Source organism: Streptomyces sp. SCSIO 75703, assembly GCF_036607905.1.
Classification (GTDB): Bacteria; Actinomycetota; Actinomycetes; order Streptomycetales; family Streptomycetaceae; genus Streptomyces.
Genome location: NZ_CP144555.1, coordinates 3,107,922 through 3,122,272, shown reverse-complemented (window position 1 = coordinate 3,122,272; position 14,351 = coordinate 3,107,922). Strand labels below are relative to the sequence as shown.

Here is a 14,351-nt window from a genome sequence, read left to right as displayed (position 1 = left end):
GGTCGGGGCCGCGCGGCGAAGGCACGGCGGGCGCCGCTCACGCCGCCCGGATCTCCCGCGGGTCCGCCACCGTGTGCGCGCACGGGCGGCCCGGCGGCGTCCGGCGGCGCAGGAAGCGGGGCAGCGGCGGCGCGAGGCCGAGGAAGCCCTCGGCCTGGAGGGCGGCGATGCCGAGGCGCGGCAGGTCGGCCGAGGCCCGGTAGACGACGAAGCGCGGCTCCCAGCGGGGCCGGAACTTGGCGTTGAACCGGTACAGCGACTCGATCTGGAACCACCGGGAGAGGAAGACCAGCAGCCCCCGCCAGGCCCGCAGCACCGGACCGGCGCCGATCTTCTCGCCCCGGGCGAGGGCGGAGCGGAACATGGCGAAGTTCAGCGAGACCCGGGCGATGCCGAGCCGCGGCGCCGCCCGCAGCGCGGCCACGATCAACAGCTCGTTCAGGCCCGGGTCGGCCGCTCGGTCCCGGCGCATCAGGTCCAGCGAGACCCCGTCCCGCCCCCAGGGCACGAAGTGGAGCACCGCCTTCAGATCGCCGTACGCGCCCGCGTCCACGCCGCCCGCCGCCCCTTCCCGCCCACCGGCTGAGCGCCCGGGTCCGCCCCGGCCGTCCTGTGCGGCCTGTGCGTCCGGTCCGCTCTGTGCGTCCGGTCCGGCCTGGGTGGCGCGTCCGCCCGGTGCGGCCGGGTCCCGGAGGTGCGCCGTGGCGATGAGGCAGTCCCCGTCGGCCGGGTCGCCGATGCGGCCCAGCGCCATGGAGAAGCCGCGTTCGGTGTCGGTGCCGCGCCAGGCGTCGACGGCGCGGCGGACGCGGTCCAGCTCGGCGTCACCGAGGTCGGCCACCCGCCGGACGCGGGTCTCGTACCCGGCGCGTTCGATGCGGTTGACCATCTGGCGCACGTTGCGCATCGCCCGGCCCGACAGGGAGAAGCCGGCGACGTCCACGATGGCCTCGTCGCCCAGTTCGAGGGCGTTGAGGCCGGTCTCCCGGGTCCAGACCTCGGCGCCGGTCTCCGAGCAGCCCATCACCGCCGGGGTCCAGGAGTGGGCGCGGGCCATCTCCGTGAAGCGCTCGATGGCGCCGGGCCACGCCTCCACGTCCCCGATCGGGTCGCCGCTGGCCAGCATCACGCCGCTGACCACACGGTAGGTGACGGCGGCCTTGCCGCTGGGCGAGAAGACGACGGCTTTGTCGCGGCGGAGGGCGAAGTGGCCGAGCGAGTCCCGGGCGCCGTGCCGTTCCAGCAGGGCGCGCAGCCGCGCCTCGTCCTCGCCGGTGAGGCGCGCGGCCGGGTGTTCGGGGCGGAAGGCCAGGTAGACCGTGGTGAGCGCGGTGAGCAGGCCGAGCGCGCCGAGCGAGAAGGCGACCGTCCAGGAGGTGGTGCCGCCCCGGTAGCCGACCGGGCCCTCGACGCCGAACAGTCCGTAGACCACGTGCGTGAGCCGGTCGGCCAGGCCCGGGTCGCCGACCACGCGGTGCGGGTGGGCGCTGACGATGACGAGCCCGAGCAGCAGCGAACCCGTGCTCATCAGCGCGAAGTTGGCGAGCGCCCGCCAGCGGCTGCGCGGGTCGGGCAGAGCCGCGAACTGGCTCCGGTGGCGCAGCAGCGGCGCCAGCAGCGCCAGGGAGATCAGCACGCCGGCCAGGGAGTGCCGGTGGCTCAACTGGGCGAGGGCGCCGACGGGCAGCAGGGCCACCGCGGCCCGCCAGGCCCGCCGCTTGCGGCGTTTGAGCCCGTGCGCGAGCAGCAGGAGCAGCACCCCGGCGCTGAGCGAGAGAGCCGCGGCGAACGGGCCGAAGGCGCCCGGCAGCACCTCGGCGAGGGCGTGCACCCGGCTCCGCCGGAACCCGGGGAGGACCCCGGCGGCGATGTCCAGCAGTCCGACCAGGGTGCACGCCCGGCCGACGAGGACGGGAACGGCCTCCGGGCGCGGACCGCGCAACCACCGGCGTATGCCGGACGGCGGGGGAACCTCACCCGACATTTCCTCATCTGTCCTGACAGACATCGCACCGCAGTTCCGCGAGAGACCGTGTCTCCGGCCCTTACCGGGCGTCGGCGACATTGCGCCTTCTAGGACGGCGCCGGGCGGAAAGAGGTTCATTCCCCCGTCCGGCGTACGGGGGCCACGGCCGCCGGGAAGCGTGCGGGGGCTCCTCGCCGGCCGGTGAGGGGCGGTGGGCGGACCGGAGCGCGGGACGGGCGAGGGCGGATGGACGGATGGGTCTGACGAGTGACGCGGTACTGGCGTCGGCTGCCGGGTGCGGCCTGCTGCTCTTCGCCGGCACGGTGTGGGGGTGGCCGCGGCTGGCCGGGCCGGGGCCGTGGCCCCTCGCGGGGCGAGTCGCGCTGCTGCTCGCCACCCAGGCCGTGGTCTTCGCCGCGGTCGGCCTCGCCGCCAACCGGGCCTTCGGTTTCTACGCGGGCTGGGCCGACCTCTTCGGCCGGGAGACCGGACAGGGCGTGGTCGTCGACCACTCGGCCGGCGGCCCCGGCGCCCTCAGGGTGACGGGCACCCAGGCGGTGCGCCCGGGGTCCGGGCGGCCGGAGGACGGCGGGCGGATCGAGCGGGTCACCCTCACCGGCCGCACCACCGGGCTCGCCTCCCCGGCCTACGTGTACCTGCCGCCGGAGTACTTCCAGGAGCGGCACCGCACGCGCGCCTTCCCGGTGGCCGTCGTCCTGACCGGCTATCCGGGGACCGCGGAGGCGTTGGTGGACCGGCTGCACTACCCGCGCACGGCGCGCGAACTGGCCCGGGAGGGCCGGACGGGGCCCATGGTCCTGGTGATGCTGCGGCCGACGGTCGCGCCGCCGCGGGACACCGAGTGCGTGGACGTGCCGGGCGGTCCGGCGGCCGAGTCCTTCTTCGCCGTGGACCTGCCGGAGGCGGTGCGGGCGCACTACCGGGTGAGCCGGACGCCGGGCGGCTGGGGCCTCGTCGGCAACTCGACCGGTGGGTACTGCGCGCTCAAACTCGCCCTGCACCATCCGGAGGTGTACTCGGCCGGGGCGGGACTCTCCGCGTACTACGACGCCCCGTCCGATCCCACGACCGGCGACCTCTTCCACGGTGACCGGAAACTGCGTGCCCGCGCCGATCTGTGGTGGTGCCTGGACAATCTGCCGCCGCGTCCGGGCAGTTCGCTGCTCGTCACCAGCAGCAAGTCCGGAGAGTCCGGCTACAAGGACACGCTGGCCTTCGTGGAACGGGTCAAGGAGAGGAAGGCGGCCCGAATCTCCTCGATCATCCTGGAAAGCGGCGGTCACAACTTCCATACCTGGCGCCGGGAGATTCCGGCGACGCTCCGGTGGCTCGGCGAACGGCTGGGGGAGGAGCGACGGTGAGGCGAGGCGGGTGGGGGTGGCCGGGGGCGGGCGGGCGCGCCGGCCGGGCGGGGCCTGGGCCGTGCGCGGCGGCGGCCGGGGGCCCGGGGGCCGGGGAAAGGCGGCTTCGGGTTCTTTCGGGCCTGTTCCAGGGGGAGTTCACAGAAATGATCTTGGATATATCCACTTCCCGGCCGGGCGGCACGAGAGACGGAATGAGCGGCTGCGCGAGCGGCGGAACGACGGGGCCGGCGGTAAGCGGAACGTAAACACGCGGGCGGGTGGCCGGCGGCGGAACGGAACCGGCTCGGGCGGGGTCCGGTAGGCAAGTGGAATGCCGTTGTCGTGTGAACACACGGAGATGGCCGGGTTTTTACGACCCGGGGCGCCACGATTCGCCTACGCGCGGTAAGTTTCTGGCCATGCCACGTGGACGTCATCGCCATTCTCCGCCTCTGCACAGGCTGCTTCCCCCGTCGGCGATCGCAGGCGTCTCCATCGTCTGCGCCCTCGGCCCCTGGGTGTTCGACGGAACGACGGTTCTCCGGGTGCTGGCCGCGGGCGCCGCGGTGACGGCCGTCACCGGCGCGGTCGTCATGCGCCGCTGGGACACGCAGGCGGGCAAGCGGGTCGCCGACCTCGTCCGCGCGCGGGCCGGCGACGAGTGGCGGTTCGACGAGCGGCTCGCCGAACTGGAGTCCGACCTGGAGGAGTCGCGCGAACTGCGCACCAAGCTGGAGCAGCGGCTGCGCGCCAAGCGCGCCGAACTGGCGAGCCTGCGCAACGAGCACGCCTCCCTGCTCCGCCGCTACGCCACGGCCGAGACCGAGCGGGCCACCGCGCTGGAGGGCCGCCGCCTGCTGGAGATCGAGGCGGCCCCGACGGCCCCCGCGCTGCCTGCCGCCCGGCGCCCCGAGGAGGCGGACCCGGGCGTGGCAGCGGGCGCGCGGCCGGAGCCGGGCGCGGACCCTGGCGCGGCGGGGACAACGTCTGGGCCGGGAGCGTTCTCCCCCGAGGGCGCGCGGCTGTTCCTGCGGGCGAGGGAGGCACTGGCCCGGCTCGGTGACCCGGCGGACGGGGAGGCCGTCGTCGGCGCGGACGCGGAGTCCGGGGCGGACGCTCGGGCCGAGTCCGAGTCCGAGTCCGGGGTGGCCGGGGAGGCCGCCGTCGGCGACGCCGCCGGGCGGGACGACGACGGCGGCGGTGACGACGGGAACGGCGGTGGCGAGAGCCTGCCCGCCGCCGGACCCGAGCGGGACGACACGGTCCGGGCGGAGTGCGCGGGCACCGACGGGCACGAGCGTGCCGCCGCCATGCCGGGCGGGCCCGAGGAACGGCCCGCGCCGGCCGCGCCGGAATCCGCGCGGCAGGTGATGCGGCCGGTGCGCGAGCCCGACGGGCACTTCACGGTGCCGACCGCGGTCGCCGTCGTACCGGGGGCCTCCGCGCGGCGGCCCCGGGTCGAGGGCGGGTTCGACTTCTTCGGCACCAAGGACGCCGGGGACGGTATGGCGTCGCCGCAGGCGCTGGAGTCCGTCCAGAACGAGGACCTGGCCGACGTGGTCGGGCAGGAGGCCCTCGCCCTGCACAAGGCGGAGACGGAGGCCGCCTTCAAGCCGGCCGCCCCCGCGTCCCCCGCCGTGGGCCAGGTCATCGACCTCACCGCCCACGACGAGACCGAGCGTATCGACGTGGAACGGCTGCGCAGCGCCGTCTCCTGACCCCTCTCCTCGCCTTCCTCGGCCGGCGGCGGGACGCGTGAGCGCCCTGCCGCCGGCCGAGGCGTTCGCGGCCCCGGGCGTGTCGGCTGCCCCCGGTGGGGCGGAGGTGGCGTGTCGCCGGGCGTGTTCCGTGCGGTGGGGCGGCTGCCCGGTGTGTGGCCGGGCGTGTCGCGTGCGGTCGGGGGCCGCCTGGCGGGGCCCCGGGCGGGTGCCGTGTCGTACGACGGCCGTTCGGCGTGTCGCCGGGCGTGTTTCGCGCCGTGGTACGGCTGCCGGGCGGGTCCTCGGGCGTGTTCCGTGTCCTCCGGCGCCCACTCGGCGGGTCCCGGGCGGGTCGCGGGCGGGTCGCGTGCCGTCCGGTGTCCACTCGGCGGGTCCCGGGTGGGTCCCGTCCCGCGCGGTGGTCAGCCGGCGGGGCACCGGGCGTGGCGATCCTGCCCGGTGCCCGTGCCGCGCCCGGTGCCCGTGCCGCCGCGCCCGCCGCCGGTGGCGCCCGGCGGCGGGCCGTGGCGGTCAGGCCATCCAGCGGTCCGGGAGGGCGTCGCGGCGGCCGGTGCGGGAGCGCTCGGCCTGGGTGTGGAGCAGGTCGGCCGCCTCGGCGGCGTCCCGCAGCCGGGCCGAGACGGTGGTGTTCGCCCCGGTGTCGACGTGCACGTCCGCGAGCCGCAGCGCCCGCCGCCACGGTCCCTGCGTCAGCCGTACGCTCTGCACCTTGGCGTGCGGCACCAGCGACAGGGTGCGCTTCAGCAGCCCGTGCCGGGCGGCGAACACCCCGCCCACGACGGCCAGGCCGTGCCCGCGCCACCACACCGGCAGCCGCCGGGCGGCACGGGGCGGCGGGGGCGTCAGGTGGGCCGGCCCCGGCACGACCGCCCCGGGCAGCACCCGGGAGACGACGGAGACGGCGATCTCACGCGGGGCGACGGGCAGCAGCAGGGAGTTGGACGACCCGGCCACGTCCAGTTCGACCCGGACCCAGCCGAGGCGGCGCCACAACAGCGGCTCGACCAGCCGGACCGCCTGCACCCGGCCCGGCGGCACCGTCTCGTGGGCGCGGTCCAGCAGCCCGTGGTCGATACGGAGCCCGTCCGGGGACTCGGCCAGCGTCCAGTCGTACTCCCCGACGAACCGTCCCACGCTGCTCGCGACCGCCGCGCCCAGCAGCGGCAGCGACGACGCGGCGACCGTCCACAGGTTGTCGGTGGCCCACCACAGCACCGTCGGGACGACGGTGGCGGCGATCAGCATGGCCCAGGTGGCGCCGGTCAGCAGCAACGAGAGGGCGAGGACCCGCGGCGGCACGCGCACCAGCTCCCGGGAGGGCGCCTCGCCGACCTCGTGGGCCTCCTCCGGCGCGAAGCCGGCGGCGAGGGCCAGCAGTTCGGCTCGGAGCGCCCGCGCCTCACCGAGGGAGAGGTAGGCCAGTTCGTCCCGGTCCTCGGTGCCGATGACGTCGAGTTTCAGCTTGGCGACCCCCAGCAGCCGGGCCAGCATCGGCTGGGTGACGTCGATGGCCTGGATGCGTTCGAGCCGGATGTGCGCGGTGCGCCGGAACAGCAGGCCGGTGCGGATGCGCAGTTCGGTCTCCGTCACCGCGAACCGGGTGACCCACCAGGTCAGGAAGCCGTACAGGGCGGCGGCGGGGAGGAGCACGGCGAGACCGGCGACCAGCGTGGTGGTGGTCAGCCGGGTCGCGTGCCGCTGGACCTGGTCGGGGTCGTGCACGGCCCAGCCGATGACCACGGCGATGGGCGCCCAGGCCCGCCGCAGCGGGGTGACGGGGTGCAGGCGCCGTCCGTGCGCACCGGCGGGGGCGCTCTCCGGCCGGATCTCCTGGGACACGGTCACAGCCCCGCCGACCGGGCCTCGCCCAGCTCGGTGAGCCGGTCGCGGAGGCGTTCCGCCTCGGCCGGATCGAGACCGGGGATGGTCGCGTCCGACGCGGCGGCGGCCGTGTGCAACTGCACGCTGGCCAGCCCGAAGTGCCGTTCGACGGGGCCCGAGGTGACCTCGACGAGCTGCATCCGCCCGTACGGCACCACGGTCTCCTCGTGCCACAGCACGCCGCGGCAGATCAGCAGGTCGTCGGCGCGTTCTGCGTACCGCCAGGAGCGCCAGTTGCGCCCGAGCATCACCCAGCCCCAGACCAGCAGGGCGAGCGGCGGCAGCGCGCAGAGCGCCCACAGGGGCCCGGCGATCAGGGCCGGCACCGCGCCCGCGGCCAGGGTGAGCAGGCCCACCCACACCACCAGCAACAGCCGTCGCATCCGCAACAGCCCCGGCGGCAGCCCGGTCCACACCGGCCCACCCGGGTCCGCGCCGGCGCCCGGGGCCGCCCCCGGCCCCGGCCCCGAGTCCCCGCCCGGCCCCGACGTCGCGTCCGCGTCCACGCCCTGCCCCGCGTTCTCTTCCGCCATCGCATCCCGCTCCGCCACCGTGCTCCGCTCCGCCCCGGGCGTGTCCCGCTCCGGCGTGCGCGTGCCCGGCGTGTCCGGTATGCCCGCCCCCGGTGTGTCCACTTCCCGCGTGCCGGCGTCCGGCGCGCCGGACGGTCCCGCCGTGCCCGCCTCGCGCGGGCTCCCCGTCTCCATGGGGCCAGCGTACGTAGGGGAGACTGGGGACATGACTCCCACGACGGAGACCACGGTCGGTATCGGCGGCGCCGCGGAGAGCACCGACATGGTGCTGAACATCGGCCCCCAGCACCCGTCCACGCACGGAGTGCTGAGGCTGCGGCTCGTCCTGGACGGCGAGCGGATCACCCGCGCGGAGCCGGTGATCGGTTACATGCACCGCGGCGCGGAGAAGCTCTTCGAGGCCCGTGACTACCGTCAGATCATCGTGCTGGCCAACCGGCACGACTGGCTCTCGGCGTTCTCCAACGAACTCGGCGTGGTCCTCGCCGTGGAGCGGATGCTCGGCATGGAGGTCCCCGAGCGGGCCGTGTGGATCCGCACCCTGCTCGCGGAGCTGAACCGGGTGCTGAACCACCTGATGTTCCTCGGCTCCTACCCGCTGGAGCTGGGCGGCATCACCCCGGTCTTCCACGCCTTCAGGGAGCGCGAGGTGCTGCAGAACGCCATGGAGGAGGTCTCCGGCGGACGCATGCACTACATGTTCAACCGCGTGGGCGGCCTCAAGGAGGACCTTCCCGCCGGCTGGACCGGCCGCGCGCGGGAGGCCGTACGGGCCGTGCGCTCGAGGATGGACGTCTTCGACGACCTGGTGCTCGGCAACGAGATCTTCCGGGGCCGCACCCGGGGCGTGGGCGTCCTGAGCGCCGGGGCCGTGCACGCCTACGGGGTCAGCGGCCCCATCGCGCGCGCCTCGGGCGTCGACTTCGACCTGCGCCGGGACGAGCCGTACCTCGCCTACGGCGAGCTGCGGGACACGCTGAAGGTCGTCACCCGGCGGGAGGGCGACTGCCTCGCGCGTTTCGAGTGCCTGCTGGAGCAGACCCACAACGCGCTCGACCTCGCCGACGCCTGCCTGGACCGGCTCGCCGGGCTGCCGCCGGGGCCGGTCAACCAGCGGCTCCCCAAGGTGCTGAAGGCGCCCGAGGGACACACGTACGCCTGGACCGAGAACCCGCTCGGCATCAACGGCTACTACCTGGTCAGCAAGGGCGAGAAGACCCCGTACCGGCTGAAGCTGCGCTCCGCCTCGTACAACAACATCCAGGCGCTCACGGAACTGCTGCCCGGCACGCTGGTCTCGGACATGGTGGCCATCCTCGGGTCACTGTTCTTCGTGGTCGGCGACATCGACAAGTAGCGGCGCCACCCCGCCGGGCAGGTCCACCGGCCGGCACAGCCAGGTGAAGCCGCCCAGCCCGTCCGGCGCGGTCAGCTCGGCGGCCTCGGAGGCGGCGGCCAGGGCGCGGACGTACCCGGCCGGGTCGGTCGTGGCCAGCGCGAGCGGCGGGCGGGCGCCCGAGACGCCCAGGGCGCGCAGGGCCTCGCGTTGCGGGAGCGTCCGCGCGCCGGACCGCGCCCCCTCCGCCGCGCACGCGTCCAGGGCGACGTGGGAGGTGAGGTCGCACGAGCCGTCGGGCACCGGCGGCGTGCCGCGACCCGCCCGGAAGCCGGTGAGCGTGCCGTGGGGCGGGCGGGAGCCGGCCGTGTGCGCGTAGTCGGCGGCCACGGCGAGGCCGCGTTCCAGCGTTCCGACGGCGGCGGCCCAGGCGGCGTCCCGGGGCCGGCCGATCTCGGCCCGCAGCCCCTCCTCGCCGGGCAGCGGCCACCAGCGCTCCAGCCAGTCGGCGTCGGCCCCGGTCACCGACTCGCCCAGGCGCTCGCGGCCGTCCTCGCGGACGAGGACCCGCCGGGCGACCCCCTCGGCGTCGACCTCCGCGACGTCCACGGGTACGTTGTCGAGCCACTCGTTGGCGAACAGGAGCCCCGTGACGCCGGGCGGCGGCTCGGGGCCCCACGCGATCCCGGGGGCGAGCCCGGCGGGCCGGCCGGCGATCTCGACGGCGTGGGCGCGGGTGCGGGCGGCCACCTCGGCGGGCAGCGCGGCGAGCACGCCGGTCACCAGTTCACCGCGTCCGGCGCCGAGGTCCACGAAGGCGAGGGAGGCGGGCCGGCCCAGCGCCGCGTCGACCCGGCACAGCAGGCGGGCCACGGCCCCGGCGAAGAGCGGGGAGGCGTGCACGGACGTACGGAAGTGGCCGGCCGGGCCCTCGGCGCGCCGGTAGAAGCCGCGCGGACCGTAGAGGGCCGCCTCGGTGGCCTCCCGCCAGCCCCGCCATTCGCTCCGCCGACGGGAGACGTGCGAGACGCCCGGGGCGTCCGAGACGCCCGAGACGCCCGGGGCATCTGAGGCATCTGAGGCACCTGAGGTGTCCGAGACGTCACGGGCACCCGGGGCTTCCGGGGCGGGGCGGTCGGCCGGGGCTTCCGGGGCGTTGGGGTCCGCCGGGGCTTCCCGGGCGTCGGGGTCGGCCGGGTCGTTCGAGTGCTCCGGGGCCACGTCCGTCACAGGGCTCACATCGCTCACATCGCTCCCACTGATCTCACCGGCCCACTGGTCTCACCGGACCACCGGCCCACGGCATCCCACCGGCCCCACCAGGCCCCGTGTCTTCCCCTTCCCGGGCCTCCAGGCATGCCCCCCGGGACCTTCGGGCCCTTCAGGTGTCCACCGGCCGTCCCGGCGTCGCCCGGCCGTCCAGGCCCGTCCACGGGCCCCCAGGCTAGTGCGGCAAGCGGAACGGTCCGCGCGGCAGCCGGAACGGTCAGGGGCACAGAAAAGCGGGACCTCCACCTTGGGGAGTACGCGCGGAGGCCGCGGATCGGCCCTCCGGTTGACCCCCGGGCCGGTCCCGCCTGCCTACGCTGGGTGACGTGCAGCGCCTCTACGCTTTCCTCCGCCGACACCCGACCGGGGTCGACTGCTTCTGGGCACTCGTCCTGTTCGGGCTCGCCGTGGTGTCCGCGGGGCCGAATCCGGAGGCTCCCGGGACGACCTCCCTGGCGCTGGCCGTCCCGGTCTCCGCGCTGCTCTGCCTGGTCATCGCGTTGCGCCGGCGCCTGCCGGAGAAGATGCTGCTGCTGGGCGCCGTGCTCGGACTGGCCCAGCTCGTGCTGGACGTCCCCACGATGCCCGCCGACTTCGCCCTCCTGGTGATCGTCTACACGGTGGCCGCGACCGGGGCCCGCTGGTCCTCGCGGGCCGCGCTCACCATGGGGCTGTGCGCCGCGCCCGTGGCACAGATGCGCTGGCCCAGCGAGCAGGCCGGCATCGCGGGCAACATCGCCATCACCGTGTTCCAGACGGTGCCCTTCGCCCTGGCCTGGGTGCTCGGCGACTCCATACGCACCCGCCGCGCCTACTTCGCGCAACTGGAGGAGCGCGCCGCCCGGCTGGAGAAGGAACGCGAGGCGCAGGCCAAGGTCGCGGTCGCGGCCGAACGGGCCCGCATCGCACGCGAACTGCACGACGTGGTCGCGCACAACGTCTCCGTGATGGTGGTCCAGGCCGACGGCGCCGCCTACGTCCTCGACGCCGCCCCCGACCAGGCCCGCACGGCCCTGGAGACGATCTCCTCCACCGGCCGCCAGGCGCTCGCGGAGATGCGCCGCCTGCTCGGCGTGCTGCGCACCGGCGAGCACCAGGAGGCCGGCGAGTACGTCCCGCAGCCCGACGTCGGGCAGATCGAGGACCTCGTCGAGCAGTGCCGCACCTCGGGCCTCCCGGTCGACTTCAAGATCGAGGGCACCCCCCGGGAGCTGCCCAGCGGCGTCGAGCTGACCGCCTACCGCATCGTGCAGGAGGCGCTGACCAACACCCGCAAGCACGGCGGCCCCCAGGCGGGGGCGAGCGTGCGCCTCGTCTACTTCGACGACGGGCTCGGCCTGCTCGTCGAGGACGACGGCCAGGGCGCCCCGCACGAGCTGTACGAGGAGGGCGGACTCGACGGCCAGGGGCACGGACTGATCGGCATGCGGGAGCGGATCGGCATGGTCGGCGGCACGCTGGACGCGGGCCCGCGCCCCGGCGGCGGCTTCCGGGTCAGCGCCCTGCTGCCGCTGAAACCGGCACACTGAACACCCCCGCCCACCACGCGCGGCCAGCCCCCACCGTTCCGCGGAAGGAAGAGACCCGATGACGATCCGCGTCATGCTCGTCGACGACCAGGTGCTGCTGCGCACCGGGTTCCGCATGGTGCTCGCCGCGCAGCCGGACATGGAGGTCGTGGCGGAGGCGGGCGACGGCGCCGAAGCCCTCCAGGTGCTGCGCTCGACCGCCGTCGACGTGGTCCTGATGGACGTCCGCATGCCCCGGCTCGACGGCGTGGAGGCCACCGGCCGGATCTGCGCCGACCCCGACGCGCCCAAGGTGCTGATCCTCACCACGTTCGACCTCGACGAGTACGCCTTCTCCGCGCTGAAGGCCGGGGCCTCCGGCTTCATGCTCAAGGACGTGCCGCCCGGCGAACTCCTCGCCGCCATCCGCGCCGTGCACAGCGGCGACGCGGTGGTCGCCCCCTCCACCACCCGCCGGCTGCTGGACCGTTTCGCGCCGATGCTGCCGGCCGCCGGCGGACGCCCGCGCCCCGCCGAGCTGGACCGGCTCACCGAACGTGAGCGCGAGGTGATGGTGCTGGTGGCGCAGGGCCTGTCCAACGGCGAGATCGCGGCCCGGCTCGTCCTGTCGGAGGCGACCGTGAAGACGCACGTCGGCCGCATCCTCACCAAGCTCGGCCTGCGCGACCGCGTGCAGGTGGTGGTCCTCGCCTACGAGACCGGGCTCGTGCGGGCCGGCGGACACGGCTGACCGGCCCCGCGCGGCCGGCCCCGTCGGTAGGGTCATGTGCATGCTCCTGTGGATCAACGGCCCCTTCGGGGGCGGCAAGACACAGACCGCACACGAGATACGGCGCCGGCTGCCCGGCAGCGTCGTCTGCGACCCCGAGCACACCGGCTTCGGACTGCGCCGCACCCTGCCGCCCGCGCTGCGCGGGGACTTCCGGGAACTGGTCTCCTGGCGGCGGGGCGTGGTGGAGGTCCTCGACCTGGCCCTGGCCCGGCACGAGGGCGTGGTGATCGCGCCCATGACGGTCACCGACCCGGTGCAGTTCGCCGAGACGGTCGGCCGACTGCGCGAACTGGGCCATGACGTAAGGCACTTCACTCTCCTCGCCGAACGGGAGACGGTGCTGCGGCGGCTGCGCGAGCGGGGACCCGGCCGGCTGCTCGCCCGCGCCGCGGGACGCAAGGGGCCCGCGCGGCGGGAGAGCTGGGCGGTGGCGCAGCTCGACCACTGTCTGGAGCGGCTGCGCGAGGCGGAGTTCGCCGAACACCTGTGGACGGACCACACGACCGTCCCGAAGACCGCCGACCGGATCGCCGTCCTCGCCGGACTCACCCTGGCCCCCAACACCGAGGGGCGGCTGCGGACCCGGCTGCGGCAGGCCGCCGTCGGCCTGCGCCACATCCGTCTCGACTGACCCGCGCCGCCCGGCGGCCGGAGCCGGGCCCTCGGCCCGCGGCGGGGTCCGGAGGACAGGCGCCGGCTACCGGAGGATGCCCTCCAGGAAGTCGCTGCCGAGCCGGGCCACCACCGTGACGTCCAGTTGGTGCAGGACGTACCGGCCGCGCCGGCGGGTGGTGAGCAGGCCCGCCTTCTTCAGCACGCCCAGGTGCCGGGATATCTCCGGCGCCGTCATGCCGTGCGCCTGTGCCAGCTCGCCCGTGGTGTAGGCGCTGCGCGCCAGGTGGCGGCAGATCCGCATCCGCACCGGGTGGGACAGCGCGGTCATCCGCAGGGTGAGCTGCTCGACACTGGTCGGCGCGTCGGGCTCGGGGGAGCCGGCCGGGTAGTGCAGCACCGGCTGCCAGCCGTACCGGTGCAGGACCAGCAGGTGCGGCCGGCCGAGGCTGGTGGGCACCAGCAGCAGACCGCCCTCGCCCGTCGAGGAGCGGCTCTCGCCCAGCTTGTCGACGACGATCTGCCCGGCGGCCTCGTCCAGCGTCACCGCCGGCGACACGGCGGCCAGCGCCTCCGCCAGGCCCTTGCGGCGCAGTAGCTCGGTCTTGTGGCGGGCGTCCGCCGCGAGCTGGTGGCGCACCCGGGCCCAGATCTGCGCGAAGAACGCCTCGTCGCAGTCGAGCGCGAAGCGGCGCAGCCACTCCCGGATCCGCGGCGGGTCGGCCAGCAGCCGCTCGCCGAAACGGAGCTGGCGCGGCCCGCGCGCGGCGGCCAGCTCCAGCGCGCGGCGGCGCACCGAGGCGTCGGTGAGGGCGGAGACCCCGCCGGTGCCGTACGGCAGGGCGCAGGTGAACTCCAGGGCCGCGTCGACGAACTGCTCGTCGGAGAGCCGGTCGAGGAGGTCCAGTTCCTCGGCGAGGCCGGCGCCGGGCAGCGTGTCCCGGCCGGGGATCCCGGCGTACGGCATGAAGAGGTCCGAGAACGTGGTCCGCCACAGGAAGTCGGCCTCGCACATCCGGTCGGCGAGGTGTGGGTCGAGCCGCGCCGTCACCCCGGTCGCCCAGCCCTGGAGGCCCGGGTGGTGACCCGGCTCGGACAGCGCGTGCAGGGCCATGCCCAGCTCGGCCAGGGGCGAGGGCACGACGGCGATCCTCTCCGGCCGCAGCCCCGTGATGTCGATGCGCACGCTCATGTCCTCATGGTGCACCCCGCCACCGACAACGCCGCCGCCGACAGCTCGGCCACCGAAACCGCCGCCACCGACAGCTCCTCCGCCGACAGCTCCGCCGCCCGGTCGACGCGGGCCGTCAGCCGGCCGCCCGCCCCGGCGGCTTCCTCCGGCCCGTCACACCCGTGCCGGTTCGCCAT

General features: G+C 75.5%; 12 protein-coding genes. 6 read left to right on the top strand and 6 right to left on the bottom strand.

Translation table 11 applies throughout. The features are described 5' to 3' along the window. Positions 1-37 precede the first annotated feature (37 nt). On the bottom strand, positions 38-1,984 hold the full coding sequence (locus VM636_RS13545; RefSeq protein ID WP_338484549.1) for a phosphatidylglycerol lysyltransferase domain-containing protein: 1,947 nt from the start codon (positions 1,982-1,984) through the stop codon (positions 38-40). Between the two features lie 236 nt (positions 1,985-2,220). Here VM636_RS13545 and VM636_RS13540 point away from each other — a divergent pair, with 236 nt between their 5' ends. Continuing rightward, positions 2,221-3,348: an alpha/beta hydrolase-fold protein gene (locus VM636_RS13540; RefSeq protein ID WP_053914521.1), complete on the top strand. Its 1,128-nt coding sequence runs from the start codon at positions 2,221-2,223 to the stop codon at positions 3,346-3,348. A gap of 401 nt (positions 3,349-3,749) precedes the next feature. Further along, positions 3,750-5,048 carry a hypothetical protein gene (locus tag VM636_RS13535; protein ID WP_053914520.1) on the top strand — a complete coding sequence of 433 codons (1,299 nt, stop codon included), beginning with the start codon at positions 3,750-3,752 and terminating at the stop codon, positions 5,046-5,048. Between the two features lie 513 nt (positions 5,049-5,561). Here the strand turns inward: VM636_RS13535 and VM636_RS13530 are convergent. Then, the gene (locus VM636_RS13530; protein WP_234340487.1) at positions 5,562-6,890 is read right to left on the bottom strand and encodes a PH domain-containing protein; all 1,329 of its coding nucleotides are present in this window, start codon (positions 6,888-6,890) and stop codon (positions 5,562-5,564) included. 2 nt (positions 6,891-6,892) lie between these two features. Continuing rightward, the gene (locus tag VM636_RS13525) at positions 6,893-7,348 is read right to left on the bottom strand and encodes a PH domain-containing protein (protein WP_078856132.1); all 456 of its coding nucleotides are present in this window, start codon (positions 7,346-7,348) and stop codon (positions 6,893-6,895) included. A 322-nt stretch (positions 7,349-7,670) separates the two neighbouring features. On the opposite strand from VM636_RS13525, the gene VM636_RS13520 reads away from it, so the two are divergent. Beyond that, positions 7,671-8,822, top strand: coding sequence for an NADH-quinone oxidoreductase subunit D (locus VM636_RS13520; protein ID WP_030421942.1), 1,152 nt, complete (start codon positions 7,671-7,673; stop codon positions 8,820-8,822). Here VM636_RS13520 and VM636_RS13515 read toward each other — a convergent pair. Beyond that, entirely contained in the window at positions 8,787-10,040 is a 1,254-nt protein-coding gene (locus tag VM636_RS13515) for an SAM-dependent methyltransferase (RefSeq protein WP_234340486.1), read from the bottom strand. The genes VM636_RS13520 and VM636_RS13515 overlap by 36 nt on opposite strands. Positions 10,041-10,396: 356 nt before the next feature. On the opposite strand from VM636_RS13515, the gene VM636_RS13510 reads away from it, so the two are divergent. The 3 genes from VM636_RS13510 to VM636_RS13500 are packed head-to-tail and all read left to right on the top strand — an operon-like array spanning position 10,397 to position 13,002. Next, positions 10,397-11,599 carry a sensor histidine kinase gene (locus VM636_RS13510; RefSeq protein WP_053914519.1) on the top strand — a complete coding sequence of 401 codons (1,203 nt, stop codon included), beginning with the start codon at positions 10,397-10,399 and terminating at the stop codon, positions 11,597-11,599. A 58-nt stretch (positions 11,600-11,657) separates the two neighbouring features. Continuing rightward, on the top strand, positions 11,658-12,329 hold the full coding sequence (locus VM636_RS13505) for a response regulator transcription factor (protein ID WP_030421945.1): 672 nt from the start codon (positions 11,658-11,660) through the stop codon (positions 12,327-12,329). Positions 12,330-12,369: 40 nt separating this feature from the next. Further along, entirely contained in the window at positions 12,370-13,002 is a 633-nt protein-coding gene (locus tag VM636_RS13500) for an AAA family ATPase (RefSeq protein WP_030421946.1), read from the top strand. 66 nt (positions 13,003-13,068) lie between these two features. Here VM636_RS13500 and VM636_RS13495 read toward each other — a convergent pair whose 3' ends face one another. Beyond that, the gene (locus VM636_RS13495) at positions 13,069-14,175 is read right to left on the bottom strand and encodes a DUF5937 family protein (RefSeq protein ID WP_030421947.1); all 1,107 of its coding nucleotides are present in this window, start codon (positions 14,173-14,175) and stop codon (positions 13,069-13,071) included. Beyond that, on the bottom strand, positions 14,172-14,351 hold the full coding sequence (locus VM636_RS13490; RefSeq protein ID WP_030421948.1) for a hypothetical protein: 180 nt from the start codon (positions 14,349-14,351) through the stop codon (positions 14,172-14,174). The genes VM636_RS13495 and VM636_RS13490 overlap by 4 nt, the downstream gene beginning before the upstream one ends.